This is a genomic window from Rathayibacter sp. VKM Ac-2856 (assembly GCF_013205055.1).
Taxonomy (GTDB): Bacteria; Actinomycetota; Actinomycetes; order Actinomycetales; family Microbacteriaceae; genus Rathayibacter.
Map to the genome: position 1 here is coordinate 16867 of NZ_JABMLF010000004.1, position 14892 is coordinate 31758.

Here is a 14892-nt window from a genome sequence, read left to right on the forward strand (position 1 = left end):
TCGTCCGGCTCGGGTGCGTGCTCAGCGGATCAGGACAGGATCCGCATGGCCGAGATGTCCCAGTAGCCCGAGAACACCGAGGTGGCGAAGCCGGAGCGGGCCACGTAGCGGTGCGTGTCGGTGATCAGCGGCGTCATGTCGACGCGCTCGAGGATCGTCTTCTGGGCGGCGAGCAGGTTCTCGCACTGCGTCTCGGGGTCCGAGGCGGCCATCGCTGCCTCGTAGTAGGCGACTCCCTCGGGGTTGTCGCTGGAGGCGACGTTGGTGCCGCCGTCGGCGTAGGTCGGGCCGAGGTAGCGGGCGATCGTGGTGTGGATGAGACCGGGGCCGGCGTTCTCCGCCGCGATCGCGACGTCCCAGGTGCTGGGCTCGGTGCGCATGGCCTTCGACCAGTCGGCCGGGTCGAGCGCCGAGACGGTGACGGTGGCGCCCGCGGCGCGCAGCGACTCGGCCAGGTAGTCGGCGGCCGGGTCCCAGTTCGACATCATCAGCAGGCGGATCGACTGGCCGGTGAGCTCGGGCGTCGCGGCGGCGGGGTCGTACTCCTGCACGAGCGACTCGTCGTCCAGGGCGCAGCGGTAGCTGGCGGCGTTGACGGTGTACTGCGGCACGCCGAGCCCGTCGAGGCCCGCGGAGTTGAAGCCCTGCGGGTCGATGGCCTGGGCGACCGCGGCGCGGAGGTCCTGCTTCCCCTCGAAGATCGAGCCGGAGCCGGGCGCCTCGTTGAAGACGAGGTTGTAGGCGGAGCTCGCGAAGGTGACGGTCGTGTAGGCCGGGTCCTCCTCGAAGCGCAGCGCGTTGGAGTCGTAGAAGCGGGCGAGGTCGACTCCGCCGGACTCGAGCAGGTTGGCGCTCGTGTTCGAGTCGGACTGGACCGTCAGGTTGATCGTCTTCGCGGGCACGCCCTCGACGTCCTGCCAGTCGGGCCAGGCGTCGTAATCGTCGCGCAGCGTGTAGGCGGCGCTGACGCCGGCCGAGAGGTTCGACAGCGTGTACGGGCCGGACCAGGCGCCGTCGACGGTGCCCGCGGCGAGGCCCTCGGTGTCGGCCAGGCCCGCCGGGCAGATGATGCCGGTGCCCGGGCGGGTGACGCCGCCGAGCAGCTGCGAGTACGGCTGGCTGAGCGAGATCGTCAGCGTGCCGGCCGCGTCGTCGGGGGTGAAGGTGGGCTCGCCGGAGCCGAAGGCCTGGTTCTTCCAGGTCACCGCGCCCGAGTCCTCGAGGCCCGTGAGGTAGCTGAAGGAGTCGGCGACGACGGTCGGGGTGATCGCGGTGCCGTCGGCGCAGGTGGCGCCCTCGCGGAGGGTGAACTCGTACTCGGAGGCCGAGACGGCGCTCCACTCGGAGGCGAGGCCGCCGATGTAGCCCTCGGTCTCGCCCTGGCGCAGCAGGGTGTCGAAGCCGAGGCGCGCGACGGTGACGTCGGCGTCGGCGGAGGCCTTCGCGGGGTCGAAGGTGGACGGCGCGTACCAGAGCTCCGCGTTGATGGTGTCGGTGGTGCCGGTGGTGCCGGTGGCGCTCTGCGGGGCGCTGGTGGTCCCGCAGGCCGTGAGCGCGAGGCTCGCGACGGCCGCCAGTGCGACGCCGGCGAGCAAGCTCTTCCTGACCATGGTGCTGTCCTCCAAGGGGTACGGGTGGTGCATCGGGGGCGGAGCGGGGCCGCGGGCATCGGCGGCGGCCTGCGTCGAGGCGGGGGCTGCTCCCGGAGGGGCACCGGGTGCTGCTCTCAACTTGGATCCAATCTAAGGCAATGCGGATCCCATTGTGTTTCGTCAGGATTACATCTGCGCAGGGTCCCGCTCGTGCACCGTCCGCCCGCCGACGACCGTCCGGAGCACGCGCGCCCGGGCGAACTCCTCTGCCGAGCACTCCCCCGGGTCGACCGAGAGCACTACGAGGTCGGCCAGGCGCCCGGCGCGGAGCATCCCCCTTTGCTCTTCTGCGAACGCGGCGTGCGCCGCCCCCCGCGTGTACCCCTCGACGGCCTCGAGCACGGTGAGCGCCTGCTCCGCGCCGAGCGGCTCGGCCGTGCGGCGCATCCGGCGGCTCACCGCGGTGGCCACGACCGCCCGCGGATCGAAGGGGAAGTAGGGGGCGTCGGAGCCGAGCGCGATCACGGCGCCGGACTCGCGCCAGTCGCGCAGCGGGTTCACCGCCTCGGCCCGCGCGCCGAGCCGGGCCGTGAGCCCCGCCGCGTTGCTCCAGGCGATCGAGGGCTGCAGCGAGGCGACCACGCCGAGGCGGGCCGCGCGCTCGCGGCTCTCGGCGGACGGCTCGAGGTAGGCGTGGATCAGCTGGCAGCGCAGGGCGGCGATCCGCTCGGGCGGGCCGGCCGCCTCCAGCGCGTCGAGCACCTCGGCGACCGCGCGGCTGCCGACCGCGTGCACGCCCAGGCCCCAGCCCCGCTCGACGCAGGCGGCGGCGAGCCGCGCGAACTCCGCGGTCGCGATCCGCTGCACCCCGTGGCTCCCGTCGGGCCAGGGCTGCTCGAGCAGCGCCTGCCCCTTCATCCCCTCGCCGTCGTAGTAGACCTTGATCGGGCCGAGGCGGAGCAGCTCGTCGCCGTCGCCGGTGGTGCCGACCGACCGGGCGATCCCGTCGAGCAGGGCGAGCGCCTCGTCGACGCCCGGGACCGCGGCGGAGCCGAGCTCGGGGTACGGCATCGCGACGACGCGCAGCGACAGCTCGCCCCGCTCGTGGGCGGCGCGGTAGGCGGCGAGCTCGTCGAGCGTGACCGCCGGGTCGATCACCCCGGTGAAGCCCAGCTCGTGCAGCAGGGGCTGGATGCGGAGCAGGGCCGCGCGGCGGTCCTCGGGGGTGGGCGGAGCGTCGCCGAGCCAGTCCGGCGCGTCCGAGTCGGCGTCCGCGTCGGCGAGCATCGCAGCCGAGAAGGCGTCGGCGCCGGCACCCGCGTCGAGCAGCTGCAGGGCCTTCAGCCCGGCGCGCTGGGCGTGCGAGTGCGCGTCGATGAAGCCGGGGAGGAGGGTGGCGTCGAGGTGCTCCTCCGGCGTCCCGGGCCCGGCCGCGGCGCGCACCTCGGCGAGCGTGCCGACGGCGGCGATCCGGTCGCCGCGGATCAGGAGCGCCTCGGCGAGCGGACGGTCGGGGTCCATCGTGCGGACGCGGGCGACGAGGAGGCGGGCGGCGGGGGTGCTGGTGTCGGGGAGACGGGTGGCGGGGAGGTGGGCGGCGGGGGTCTGCTCGCGCTCAGGCATCGGCCGACGCTCCGACCGCGTGCTCGACGGCGACGGGGCGGCGGTCGAGCCAGTCGTGCACGTCGGCGGCCGTGACGAGGGCGTCGCGCTGCAGGTACTCGATCGCCTCGAGGGCGGCGGCGTGCGCGCGCTCGCTCGAGCCGGCGACGCAGTCCGCGATCACCCGGACCGCGTAGTCGTGCTGGTGCGCGTCCGCCGCCGTGTAGTGGATGCAGACGTCGGTGAGCCCGCCGACCAGCAGCAGCGTGCCCGCGCGGTACGCCTTCAGCACGATCTCGAGCTCGGTGCCGAAGAAGGCGGAGTAGCGGCGCTTGCGGATCACGAACTCCTCGGGCCGCGGCTCCAGCCACGAGGCCAGCTCGGTGCCCGGGTCGCCCTCGAGGCAGTGCGGGCCCTCGGCGCCGTCGAGCTCGCGGCCGATGTCGATCAGGTCGCGCTTGTGCACCTCCTGGACGAAGACGACCGGGACGGACGCGGCGCGGCAGTGCGCGATCAGGTCGCGCACGCGGGGCGCTCGCTCCTCCCGGCCGCTCATCACGGGGATGCCGGGGGTCGGCAGACCCGAGGCGGCGCCGCCCTGGATGTCGACGACGAGCAGGACGGGAGTGCCGGAGACGGCGAGCATGCGGGTGGATCCTTCCGGTGGTGCGCGAGTCGGGTGAGGTGCCCCCACGACCCCGGCGGTCGAGGGGCGAGGCCCGTCGTCCGCGCGGCCAGTCTGGCCACGCGATCGTTCGGGCGGGGGTCGCCGGTGTTTCCCCGGGGTAAAACCTCGGTCTGCTCGGCTTGTGGAGGAGAGTCGAGCCCGCCCAGTGCGCAGAAGTTGTCGTACTCGCGCGTCCACTACGACAACTTCTGGACAGCGGCGGGAGAAGCACGCGAGCAGCACAGGGGCGCGGGGACGCCGCCGGTCAGACCGGGCGGGCGGCGCGGCGGCGGCGGTGCGGGAGGAGGGTGGCGACGGGGACCGGGGCGAAGGCCGTATCGACGGCGACCCAGACGGACGCGTCGGGGGCGTGGTCGCCGAGCAGCTCGGCGCAGACGCCGCACGGCTCGATCAGGTGCCGCGAGCCGCCCGGGCGCTGCAGCACTCCGACGATCGAGACCACTGGCGAGCCGGCGACGACCGCGGCGCTGAGGGCCGCGGACTCGGCGCAGACGGAGGCCCGCCCCGCGCTCGCCTCGACGTGCAGCCCGATCACGACCCGCCCGTCCGCGAGCCGGAGCGCGGCTGCGACCTCGTGCACGGCCTCCCGGTAGCGCGCGTCCAGGATCGCCGACGCGGCCTGGAGCAGCTCGCGGTCCGGCGCGGACATCCCCACCGGAGCACCGTCGAGCACCGGCCGCTCGAGCACCGGCCGCTCGGTCACGACCAGCCCAGGATCCGCGCCATGTTGCCGCCCTCGACCAGCGCACGGTCGGCCTCGTCCGGGATCGCCTTCGCGATCTTCATCCGCTCGAGATCGAAGTCGCTGCCCGGCCACTCCGAGCCGAGCAGGATCTTCTCGGCGCCGAGGCGCGCGTAGGCGCGCTTGACGTCCGACATCAGCGTCGCCGAGGTCTCCAGATAGATGTGCGGGTTGCGCTCGGCGACGATGATCGCCTCGGGCACGTTCCAGACTGCGCCCATGTGGGCGATGATCGTCGGCACTCCGGGGAAGCCCTTCGCGATCTCCTCGATGGCGAACGGCGCGCAGAACGCGTCGTCGAGCGCGTTGATCAGCACGGGCAGCCCGAGCTCGTCGCAGACCTCGAACAGCGGATCGAGCAGCCCGTGGTCGGCGACGTGGTAGCCGTGCAGGCTCGGGTGCAGCTTGAGGCCGACCAGGCCCGCGTCGGCGAAGCGGCGGATCTCGTCGGTCGCGTTCTCCCACTGCGGCATCACCTGACCGAAGCCGAAGAGGCGGTCGGGGTGGGCCTTCACGAGGTCGATCAGGAAGTCGTTCTCGATGCCCTGCGCGAGCGAGCAGACCATCGCGCGGTCGACGCCGGCGGCGTCCATCCGGTCGAGGATGCGCTTCGGGTCGAACGGCGTGTAGGCCGGGGGCTTCTCGCCGGGGCGGACCCCGCTGAGGTAGTCGCTGCGGCCTCGGCGGTCCTGCGTGGTGTTGTACGCGTCGATGATCATGCGGCGTCTCCTTCTTTCCAGTGTCGTGCGGCGGGTGGGTGTCGGGGGGGGGCGGGGTGCGGAGCGGAGCGGCGGGGATGGCAGGGATGGCAGGGACGGCAGGGACGGCGGGGGCGGGACGGCCGGCGTCAGCCCACCGCGGCCATCGCGCCCATGGCGACGAGCGCGGCGAGGGAGGCGAGCCTCCGGGTGGTGTCGAGGCGGCCCGGGCGCCCGGCGAGGGCCGCGTGCAGCGTGCACGCCGCGTAGACGGCGACGGCCGCGCCGAGCGGCAGCGCGAGCCCGACGCCGCCGTGCGCGTGCCCGGCGCCCGCGGTGGGAGCGGCGGGCGCGGCGTCGGCGACGAGCACGAGGACCGCGGCGAGCAGCATCCCGACGGCGTGCAGCGCGTCGGCGCCGTGCCGCCGCACGCCCCGGCCACGCCGCAGCCGGTCGACGAGCGCCGCGACGAGCGCGCAGCCCGCGAGCAGCGCGGACCAGAGCGGCGCCGGCAGGAGGTGGAGCGCGGGCAGGTGCACGTCGAGCATCGCGGCGAGCATGGCCGCCTCGGCGACGAGCCAGCCGCGGCCGACCCGGCGCCAGCCCGCGAGCCCGAGCGCGAGCGAGGCGGCGGCGCCCGCCACCATCACGACCAGCAGCACGTCCACGCCGGCCTCCAGATCTCGCTCGGTCGCCAGAGCGGGCAACATTGGATCCAATGTAGGGCCGTGCGGATCCACGGGTCAAGCCGGGAAGCGCGCGGGCACCCGACGACCGACGATCGAACCGCCGCGTGGGATCCAATCGCTGCCATGATTGGATCCCGGCCGACCTGTGGCCGCTGATCGGAGGGGATCATCGCGTGACGACCCAGGGCGACAACGCACTCGTGGACGATCTGGCCGCCCGCATCCGGGCGAAGATCATGTCCGGCGAGATCCCGATCGGCGCTCCGCTGCGCCAGGCCGAGCTCGCGACGCAGTTCGGCATCAGCCGCACCCCGGTGCGCGAGGCGCTGCGGCAGCTGCAGACCGGCGGACTGATCGAGGTCGTCCCGAACCGCGGCGCCGTCGTCCGCGTCCCCGTGCCGTGGGAGGTGCGCGAGGCCTACGAGGTGCGCGCCGAGCTCGAGTCGCTCGCCGCCCGCCGAGCGGTCGACCGCCTCGACGACGCGACGATCGCCGAGCTCCGCGCCGTCAACACCGCGATGTACGAGCGCTCGCTCGCCGTCGCCGCCGGCAGCGAGACCGAGCGCGACGGCAGCGCCAACGACCAGTTCCACGGGCTGATCTACCAGGCGTCCGGCAACACCCGCCTGAGCCGGATGCTGATCGAGATCAACGACGCCTTCCCCCGCAACGTCTCGGGCCTGGTCCTGCGCGAGAACTCGCGCCACCGCGAGGAGAACTTCCGCGAGCACGAGCAGATCGTCGAGGCCTTCGTCGCCGGCGACCGCGAGCGCGCGGCCTCGATCATGCGCGAGCACGTCCTGCGCGCCGGCGAGCACCTCGCGCACTGGTACGAGCGCCGGTCCTCGACGGTCTTCACGGGCTGAGGGACGCTGCCGGCCGCACAACGTCAGCTGAGAAGGGTGGGCCTCCCCCCACAGAGGAGGCCGGGTGCTCTCAGCTGACGTTGTGCGGCGGAGTCAGCCCCGCGGCACCGTCGAGCCGCGGATCAGCAGCTCCGTCGGCAGCAGCGTCGCCCGCGGGACGTCGTCGCCGGCCAGCAGCCGCACCAGGACCTCCGCCATCGCGTCGCCGAGGCCCGCGGCCGGCTGGCGGACGGTCGTGATCGGCGGCTCGCTCGCCTCCGAGGAGTAGTCGCCGTCGAAGCCGGCGAGCGCCACGTCGCCGGGAACGCTCAGCCCGCGCTCGCGCAGCACCGCCAGCGCGCCGGACGCCATCTGGTCGTTCGAGGCGAAGACCGCGTCGATGGGACGTCCGGAGTCGAGCAGGCGCCGCATCGCCTCGGCGCCGTCGCGCGGCGAGTAGTCGCCGATCTCGACCAGCGACGCGTCCAGGCCCGCCGCCTCGACGCACGTGCGCCAGCCCGTCAGCCGGTCGATCGCGCCGGGCATGTCCTGGCGGCTCGCGATCATCGCCGGGGCGCGCCGCCCCAGGCCGAGCAGGTGCTCCGCGACGGAGCGCGCCGCGCCGACGTTGTCCACGTCGACGTAGTGGCTGTCGTGGTCGTCGGGGCTGAGCGGCCGGCCGCCGAAGACGAGGGGGACGCTCGCGCCGATGCGGGCGTAGGAGTGGTCGCCGCTGTGGTGCGACACGACGAGGGCGCCGTCGACGTTGCCGCCGAGCAGGTAGCGGCGGGTCTTGTCGGGGGTCGCCTCGGAGGCGATGACGATGTTGAGCATGTACTCGGTCGTGGCGAGGCGGGAGGCCGCTCCCTGCACGACGGAGGCGAGGAACGGGTCGCCGAACACCTTGCCGATCGACTCGGGCACCAGGAGGGCGAGGACCTGCGTCCGTCGGCTCGCGAGCGAGCGCGCCGCCCGGTTGGGCACGTAGCCGAGCTGCTCGATCGCGAGACGGACCGCGGCCTGCGCCTCGGCCTTCACCTTCGGCGAGTCGTTGACGACCCGGCTGACCGTGGCCCGCGACACTCCCGCGAGAGCCGCGACGGCCTCGAGCGTGGGTGCGGCGGGTGCGGTGTCGTGACTCATGCGTGCCTCTCGAGCGGTGGACCCCCGGGCCCGAGAGTAGCCCAGCAGAATCGTCCCGCCGCGTCACCCCCCGACTCGCGAAACGGCCTCCCCTGCGCGCCGAGCTCCACCTCCGGCTCGCGGAACCGGCCTCGGCACGCGGAACGCGGCCGATTCCACGAGCCCGACGCGGAATCACGAGCCGAAGCTCCACCCCCACCACCTCCGGCACGCGAGAACAGCTCCGGCACGCGGGAATCCACCGATTCCACGAGCCCGACTCGAAATCACGAGCCGAACCTCCGCCCCGCCACCTCCGGCACGCGGAAACAGCTCCGGCACGCGGAAACCGGCCGATTCCACGAGCCCGACGCGGAATCACGAGCCGAACCTCCACCCCCACCACCTCCGGCACGCCGAAACAGCTCCGGCACGAGGAAACCGGCCGATTCCACGAGCCCGACGCGGAACCACGAGCCGAAGCTCCACCCCCACCACCTCCGGCACGCCGAAACAGCTCCGGCACGCGAAAACCGACCGATTCCACGAGCCCGACTCGAAATCACGAGCCGAACCTCCGCCCCGGCACGCGGGAACCGGCCGATTCCACGAGCCCGAGGTGGAATCGCGAGCCGAACGTCCACCCCGACCACCTCCGGCACGCGAGAACAGCTCCGGCACGCGGGAATCCACCGATTCCCCGTGCCGGAGCTGTTTCCGCGCGCCGCAACGATGCGGCCGGCCCGCGGACGCGCCGCCGCTCAGCCCTTGACGGCGCCGCCCATGATGCCGGCGATCAGCTGCTTGCCGGCCAGCACGAACAGCACCAGCAGCGGGATGATCGAGAGCACCGCGCCGGCCAGCACGATCGAGTAGTCGACGTAGTAGCCGGACTGCAGCTGCGACAGCGCGGTCTGCAGCGTCGGGTTCGTCGGGCTCAGCACGATCAGCGGCCAGAGGAAGTCGGTCCACGCCATCATGAACGTGAACAGCGCGAGGATCGCCATCGCGGGGCGCGCGGCCGGGACGGCGACGGTCAGGAAGGTGCGGAACTGGTTCGCTCCGTCGACCCGCGCCGCCTCGATCAGCTCGTCCGGGATCACGTCGACGAGGTACTGCCGCATGAAGAACACGCCGAAGGCGGTCACCAGGGTCGGCACGATGACGGCGCCGAGGGTGCCGGTCCAGCCGAGCTGCCGCATCAGGATGAACAGCGGGATGATGCCCAGCTGGGTCGGGATCGCCATGGTCGCGATCACGGTGATCATCAGTCCGTCCCGCCCGCGGAAGCGCAGCTTCGCGAAGGCGTAGCCGGCCAGCGTCGAGAACGAGACGACCGAGAGCGTGATGACGCCCGAGACGATCACGCTGTTCAGCAGCGCCGTCCAGAACGGGATCGCCGTGAACACCTGCGCCGCGTTGGCCAGGAAGTTGCCGCCCGGGATCAGCGGCAGCGTCTCGCCGCGGGTCGCGTTGCTCCCGCTGGCCACCACGAACGACCACCACAGCGGGTAGGTCGAGCCGAGGATGAAGGCGCTGAGCAGGCCGTAGGTGAGGAAGCCGGGGCGGTCGACGCGGCCGGCTCCCGAGGAGCGCGAACGCCCGGGGCGGCGCGCGGGCTCGTCCGCGACGGGCGCGGTGGCGGGCAGGGTGGGGACCGTGGCGGTCATCGGGCACTCTCCTTCTTCTCGGCGCCGGTCGTCAGCGGCCGGCGCCGGCGCGAGGCGACCCGGTTCTCGACGGAGGCGATCCGCCGCGAGATCGCGAAGTTCACCAGTCCGATCAGCACGATCAGGAGGAAGAGCAGCCAGGCGACCGCCGCCGCCTCGCCGAAGTTCTGGCGGAAGAACGCCATCTCCCAGAGGTAGAGGACGGTGGTCTGGAACTGGCGGTCCGAGCCGCCGATGCCGCCCGCGTTCGAGACGTCGAAGAGGCGCGGCTCGGCGAAGATCTGCAGTCCGCCGATGGTGGCGGTGATGATCACGAAGATCAGGGTCGGGCGGATGCTGGGGATCGTGATCGAGGTGAACCGGCGGAACGAGCCCGCCCCGTCCAGCGCGGCCGACTCGTGCAGATCGCGCGGCACGGCCTGCATCGCGGCGAGGAGGATGAGGGCGTTGTAGCCGGTCCAGCGCCAGTTGACCATCGAGGCGATCGCGATGTGGCTGGCGAGGCGGTCGTTCGTCCAGTCGATCGGGGCGATGCCGACCAGGCCGAGCAGGTTGTTCGCGAGGCCCTCCTGGTCGCCGAAGATGCTCGAGAAGATCAGGGCCACGGCGACGGGCGACACGACGTAGGGCAGCAGCACGCTCATCCGCCAGAAGGTGCGGGCGCGCAGCGACTGGTCGAGCACCGCGGCGAGCACCAGGGCGACGGCGAGCTGCGGGATCGTGGAGAGCAGGAAGATGCTCAGCGTGTTGCCGATCGAGTTCCAGAAGAAGCGGTCGCCGAGCACCGCGGCGAAGTTGCCGAGCCCGACGAAGTCGCCCTGGCCCTGCAGCAGCTGCCAGTCGTAGAGCGAGACCACCAGCGTGTAGACGAGCGGGAAGGCTCCCGTGATCGCGAACAGCAGGAAGAACGGCGAGATGTAGAGGTACGGCGACGCCTTGACGTCGAAGCGGCTCATCCGCTGGCGCGCGGTGAGTGGCAGGCGGGGCGCGGGGCGGCGGCCGGGAGGCGGCGCGGTCGGCGGGGTCAGGGTGCTCGTCATGGGTCGCTCTCGTCGGTCGCTCGTGTCGTGGGACTCGTTCGTGGGAAGGAGGGGAGGGGCTCCCGCCCGGCCTGCACCGGACGGGAGCCCCGACTGAGGGGAGCGGGTCAGTCGACCAGCTCGTCGAGGAGCGAGAGCGCCTCGTCCCAGCCCTTGTCGCCGTCGAGCTCGCCGCGGTCGACCTTCTGCAGGACCGGTCCGAAGACGTTCTCCTGGATCAGCGAGTCGTCCGGGCCCTTGTACTGGGCGACGACGCCCTGGGCGCGCTCGGCGAGGATCGCGCCGGTCGGGGCGCCGTTCAGCGCCGGGTCGGGCGCGGCGGCGGAGGCGAGCTCCTCCTGGGCGGCGACGGTGCTCGGGAACGGACCGGTCGCGTCGAACGCGGCGATCTGCTGCTCCGGCTCGCTCAGCCACGAGGCGAGCTCCGCGGCCTCAGCGGGGTGCTTCGACTGCGTGGGCACGGAGAGGAACGAGCCGCCCCAGTTGGCCGCGCCGCCGGGGAAGACGTCGGCGAAGTCCCAGCCGGTGGCCTCGGGGTCGCCGCCGCCGGCCTCGACCTGCGCCTTCACCTGGCCGAGCATCCAGCCCGGGCAGACGAAGGTCGCGAAGGTGCCGTCGTTGAACGACTTGCCCTTGTTCCAGTCCCAGGCCTTCTGGGCGGCGGAGAGTCCGGAGGCGGCGCCGTCGGTGATCCAGCCCCAGCGCTCCTGCAGCTCGGCGTTGCCGTCGATGTTCAGCTCGCCGTCGGCGGTGTAGTACCCCTCGGGGAGCTGGTTGACCATGGCGTTCCAGACGAAGCCGGACTGGTCGTACCAGGCCTTGCCGGTGGCGTCGTGGTACTGCTTGCCGGCGGCGAGGTAGTCCTCCCAGGTCGCGTCGGCGCCGCCGAGCAGCTCCGCGACGGCGGCCCGATCGGTGGGCAGGCCCGCGGCCTCGAAGGCGGCGGTGCTGTAGCAGAGGCCCTCGGGGCCGATGTCGGTGCCGTAGCCGATGACGCGGCCGTCGGGGTCGACGGCCTGCTCGTACTTCCAGTCGACCCAGTCGGCCTTGCGGTCCTCGATGCCGTGGTCGCGCAGGTCGACGAACTGGTCGGAGACCTCCATGATCGAGCCGAGCCAGCCCTCCTCGATCGCGACGACGTCGGAGAGGCCGGAGCCCGCGGCGAGCTTGGTGAACGCGTCGGTCCGCGCGTTGCCGCCGGTGTCGATGTTGTTCGGGACGATCGTGACGCCCGGGTGGGCCTCCTCGTACTCGGCGTAGAGGTCGTCGAACCCCATGGCGCCGAACGTGGTCACGGTCAGTTCGATCTCCCCGTCCTCGGCCGCGCCGGATCCGGACGAGCATCCGGAGACGAGCAGGGCGAGGGTGGCGGCGCCGGCGATCGCCGTGGCGATCCTGGCGCGTCGTGATTCGAGCACGGTCACTCCTTCGTGATGGGTGTCAGGGCACTCCGGGGGGCGCTCTCACGTGCTGTGCTGTCGTGTGTGAGAGCGCTCTCACGGGGTGTGAGGCGAGCATACGGAGCGGGTCGCGCAGAGGTCAAGACTTTTGTGAGAGCGCTCTCTTTAGAGGTGCATCCGGTGTGGCCGGCGGTGAGAGCCGGCGGTGCGCGCACAACATCAGCTGAGAGTGGGCGCCATCGCTCCTGGGGGGACGGCGGTCACTCTCAGCTGATGTTGTGCGGGAGCCGCCCGTCGGGGGCGGGCGGCCGGGCCACCTCGGGCACGGGGAACGCGCCTCGGCACGCGGAAACGGGGCGGAACGACGAGCCGGAGGTCGTTCCGCGTGCCGGAGCTCGGAGGGCGGGTCTCGATACGCCGCTGCGCGGCTACTCGACCGGCATGCGGGGCCGGGGCGGGGCCGCTCGATGAGCATGCAGCGGGAAGGGGGCGGGCTCGCCGGCTCATGCTGATCGAGCAGCCCGCGCGGCGGACGCATCGAGATCCACCGTTGTTCGGAGGGCGGGTCTCGATACGCCCCTCCGGGGCTGCTCGACCGGCATGCGGCGGGGGCAGGGCGGGCTCGCTCGCCGATGCTGATCGAGTAGCCCGCGCAGCGGGCGTATCGAGATCCACCCGAGTGCAGAAGGGTGGCTGCCAGGGGGGGGTGGCCGCTGAGCGAGCAGCGGTTGGCCGCGCAGGGCGCCTCCGGAGGCGCGCGGCCGGGAGGGGACTGGGCGGGCGGAGCGGCAGGGGCCCGCGGGTGCTGGAGTGGCCGTTGCCCTCGCGCGCCGCGGGGCCGTCCACGACCCGCGGAGGAACCCCCATGCCGTCATCCACGCCCGCCAGCCGCACGACCAGCGAGCAGCGGAAGGAGCACGCCGAGCAGTACTCCGCCGGCGCGCGCTACGCGTCCGAGGCGTTCGGCACGTTCCTCCTCGTCGCGGGAGGCGTGGGCACCGCGATCTTCGCCTCGGCGTTCCCGGACGACGGCAACGCGCTCGGCGTCGGCTTCCTCGGCGTCGCGCTCGCGTTCGGCCTCACGCTGGTCGCCGGGATCTACGCCGTCGGCCACATCTCGGGCGGCCACTTCAACCCGGCCGTCTCGATCGGCTTCGCCCTCGCCGGGCGGACGGAGTGGCGGCACATCCCCGGCTACATCGTCGCCCAGATCGTCGGCGGCGTCGCCGGCGCCGGAGTCGTCGCGCTGATCGCCGCCGACGGCCCGGCCGGCTACTTCGACGCCGCCCGCGAGTCCGGCTTCGCCTCGAACGGCTTCGGCGCCGCCTCCCCCGGCGGCTTCGGACTCGGCGCCGTGATCCTCGCCGAGGTCGTGCTGACGGCCGTCTTCGTCGGCGTGATCCTCTCCGTCACCTCGAAGAGCGAGTACAAGTCCGTCGCCCCGCTCGCGATCGGCCTCACCCTGACCCTCGTGCACCTGATCAGCATCCCGATCAGCAACACCTCCGTGAACCCGGCCCGCTCGATCGCCGCGGCGGTCTTCGCCGGCCCCGACGCCCTCGGCCAGGTCTGGGTCTTCCTCCTGGCCCCCGTGCTCGGCGCGGCGATCGCCGGCCTCGCATCGAAGACCCTGCACCGCACCCGCTGACGCTCCTCCCTCCCCTCCCCCACCAATCCCTCAGAAGTTGCGGTAGTCGCTCTCGACTACCGCAACTTCTGCGTCGTGGGACTGCGGACGGGATCTCGATACGGCCGCTGCGCGGCCTACTCGATCAGCACGGAGCCCGCCCCGCGGGCACCTCGATCAGCAGGGGGCCCGCTGCGCGCCCACTCGATCAGCAGGTGCTTCCGCCGACGGACCCGCGATGGGGTCCGAGCCGCGAGCAGACCCCCGTTCGCGTCCACTCACGAGGGCCGACTCGCGCGAGTGGACGCGCATCGGGGCCCGCGCTTTGGCCGGACCCCGTTCCGGGTCCACTCGCCTGCGCGGCCGTGCTGGTCGAGCAGCCCCGCAGGGGTGTGTCGACACCCGGCGTCGACAGCAGGATGGGTCGGAACCCGACGATTGTCGGGGAGGGTCTATGCATATGCATGGAGGGTGTGAGAGGGTCGGGTGTCGCGACCGGCAACCCGAAGCTGCCGTCGCGACGACGACCGAGCGGCACGGGCATCCCGAGCGGCGCACCTCACGCGTGCGGCGCTGCCCCGCCGCTCCTCCACCCGGCGCCGTCCCGGCCCTCCTCGCGGAGCGCCCGGGCCCGCGCTCCTCACCCCTAGGACACCCTGATGAACGACACCCGCCTGCGCACCACCCTGCCCACCCTGCCCCGCCGCTCCGTGCTCTCCGGCGCCGCCTGGTCGGTCCCCGTGATCGCCGTCGCGATCGCCACGCCGGCCGCCGCCGCCTCCACCGAGGCCGGCCGCGGCCCGATCACCGGCACCATCGCCTTCGTCCCGGTGCAGTACCGCGGCACGCGGGTCGGCGACCGGGTCGAGTTCCCGGTGATCACCGGTGTCGTCACGATCTCGCGCGGCCCACTGCCGTCGAAGGTGTTCCTCAACTTCTCCGAGGTCAGCGCCGGGCGCGTCGACCTCCGCCGCGACGCCGGCCGGTACGCCGCGGTCGACCCGGCGACGGGCCGCTTCGAGGTCCGCGGCGTCTACAACGCCATCGTCGGCGGCGACAACCCGTTCGGCTTCGTCTACGCGGGCGTCGAGGAGGGGGACGCCGACGGCGCCCTCTTCGGCTACACGGTCGCCGAGCTGATCGGCTGACCCGCCGACGGTCCTGCGCGGCCGGCGCG

The 14892-nt window shown here is 73.0% G+C and carries 13 protein-coding genes; 3 read left to right on the forward strand and 10 right to left on the reverse strand.

The window, feature by feature from the left end; genetic code table 11:
• Positions 1 to 29: 29 nt before the first annotated feature.
• The 6 genes from HQQ82_RS13080 to HQQ82_RS13105 form a co-directional block, all read right to left on the reverse strand.
• Positions 30 to 1610: an ABC transporter substrate-binding protein gene (locus HQQ82_RS13080; protein WP_173233904.1), complete on the reverse strand. Its 1581-nt coding sequence runs from the start codon at positions 1608 to 1610 to the stop codon at positions 30 to 32.
• A gap of 168 nt (positions 1611 to 1778) precedes the next feature.
• Complete coding sequence (locus HQQ82_RS13085; RefSeq protein ID WP_173233906.1) at positions 1779 to 3215, reverse strand: amidohydrolase; 1437 nt, start codon at positions 3213 to 3215, stop codon at positions 1779 to 1781.
• The gene (locus HQQ82_RS13090; protein ID WP_173233908.1) at positions 3208 to 3840 is read right to left on the reverse strand and encodes a cysteine hydrolase family protein; all 633 of its coding nucleotides are present in this window, start codon (positions 3838 to 3840) and stop codon (positions 3208 to 3210) included. The genes HQQ82_RS13085 and HQQ82_RS13090 overlap by 8 nt, the downstream gene beginning before the upstream one ends.
• A gap of 286 nt (positions 3841 to 4126) precedes the next feature.
• On the reverse strand, positions 4127 to 4585 hold the full coding sequence (locus HQQ82_RS13095; RefSeq protein ID WP_216848601.1) for a cytidine deaminase: 459 nt from the start codon (positions 4583 to 4585) through the stop codon (positions 4127 to 4129).
• Entirely contained in the window at positions 4582 to 5343 is a 762-nt protein-coding gene (locus HQQ82_RS13100) for an amidohydrolase family protein (protein WP_173233910.1), read from the reverse strand. The genes HQQ82_RS13095 and HQQ82_RS13100 overlap by 4 nt, the downstream gene beginning before the upstream one ends.
• A gap of 128 nt (positions 5344 to 5471) precedes the next feature.
• Positions 5472 to 6032: a hypothetical protein gene (locus HQQ82_RS13105; protein ID WP_173233912.1), complete on the reverse strand. Its 561-nt coding sequence runs from the start codon at positions 6030 to 6032 to the stop codon at positions 5472 to 5474.
• A 152-nt stretch (positions 6033 to 6184) separates the two neighbouring features.
• Between HQQ82_RS13105 and HQQ82_RS13110 the strand changes: the two genes are divergently transcribed.
• Complete coding sequence (locus HQQ82_RS13110; protein ID WP_216848602.1) at positions 6185 to 6877, forward strand: GntR family transcriptional regulator; 693 nt, start codon at positions 6185 to 6187, stop codon at positions 6875 to 6877.
• Between the two features lie 93 nt (positions 6878 to 6970).
• On the opposite strand, the gene HQQ82_RS13115 is transcribed toward HQQ82_RS13110, so the two are convergent.
• From HQQ82_RS13115 to HQQ82_RS13130, 4 genes are all read right to left on the reverse strand, one after another.
• Positions 6971 to 7999, reverse strand: a complete 1029-nt coding sequence (locus HQQ82_RS13115; RefSeq protein ID WP_173233914.1) for a LacI family DNA-binding transcriptional regulator — start codon at positions 7997 to 7999, stop codon at positions 6971 to 6973.
• A gap of 740 nt (positions 8000 to 8739) precedes the next feature.
• A complete protein-coding gene (locus HQQ82_RS13120) occupies positions 8740 to 9648 on the reverse strand; it encodes a carbohydrate ABC transporter permease (protein WP_173233916.1) in 909 nt (302 codons plus the stop codon).
• Positions 9645 to 10688 (reverse strand): carbohydrate ABC transporter permease, encoded by a 1044-nt coding sequence (locus HQQ82_RS13125; RefSeq protein WP_173233918.1) that lies wholly within the window; start codon positions 10686 to 10688, stop codon positions 9645 to 9647. The genes HQQ82_RS13120 and HQQ82_RS13125 overlap by 4 nt, the downstream gene beginning before the upstream one ends.
• Before the next feature lie 107 nt (positions 10689 to 10795).
• Complete coding sequence (locus tag HQQ82_RS13130; protein WP_173233919.1) at positions 10796 to 12106, reverse strand: extracellular solute-binding protein; 1311 nt, start codon at positions 12104 to 12106, stop codon at positions 10796 to 10798.
• A gap of 847 nt (positions 12107 to 12953) precedes the next feature.
• On the opposite strand from HQQ82_RS13130, the gene aqpZ reads away from it, so the two are divergent.
• Together aqpZ and HQQ82_RS19580 are read left to right on the forward strand one after the other, a co-directional pair.
• Positions 12954 to 13736, forward strand: coding sequence for an aquaporin Z (aqpZ, locus tag HQQ82_RS13135; protein WP_173233921.1), 783 nt, complete (start codon positions 12954 to 12956; stop codon positions 13734 to 13736).
• 638 nt (positions 13737 to 14374) lie between these two features.
• A complete protein-coding gene (locus HQQ82_RS19580; RefSeq protein WP_216848603.1) occupies positions 14375 to 14863 on the forward strand; it encodes a hypothetical protein in 489 nt (162 codons plus the stop codon).
• The last annotated feature ends 29 nt before the right edge of the window (positions 14864 to 14892 follow it).

Coding starts and splice junctions, on each gene's coding strand:
- HQQ82_RS13125 (WP_173233918.1), bottom strand. CDS start 10,688: ATGACGAGCACCCTGACCCCGCCGACCGCGCCGCCTCCCGGCCGCCGC.
- HQQ82_RS19580 (WP_216848603.1), top strand. CDS start 14,375: ATGAACGACACCCGCCTGCGCACCACCCTGCCCACCCTGCCCCGCCGC.
- HQQ82_RS13105 (WP_173233912.1), bottom strand. CDS start 6,032: ATGTTGCCCGCTCTGGCGACCGAGCGAGATCTGGAGGCCGGCGTGGAC.
- HQQ82_RS13080 (WP_173233904.1), bottom strand. CDS start 1,610: ATGGTCAGGAAGAGCTTGCTCGCCGGCGTCGCACTGGCGGCCGTCGCG.
- aqpZ (WP_173233921.1), top strand. CDS start 12,954: ATGCCGTCATCCACGCCCGCCAGCCGCACGACCAGCGAGCAGCGGAAG.
- HQQ82_RS13100 (WP_173233910.1), bottom strand. CDS start 5,343: ATGATCATCGACGCGTACAACACCACGCAGGACCGCCGAGGCCGCAGC.
- HQQ82_RS13090 (WP_173233908.1), bottom strand. CDS start 3,840: ATGCTCGCCGTCTCCGGCACTCCCGTCCTGCTCGTCGTCGACATCCAG.
- HQQ82_RS13085 (WP_173233906.1), bottom strand. CDS start 3,215: ATGCCTGAGCGCGAGCAGACCCCCGCCGCCCACCTCCCCGCCACCCGT.
- HQQ82_RS13120 (WP_173233916.1), bottom strand. CDS start 9,648: ATGACCGCCACGGTCCCCACCCTGCCCGCCACCGCGCCCGTCGCGGAC.
- HQQ82_RS13115 (WP_173233914.1), bottom strand. CDS start 7,999: ATGAGTCACGACACCGCACCCGCCGCACCCACGCTCGAGGCCGTCGCG.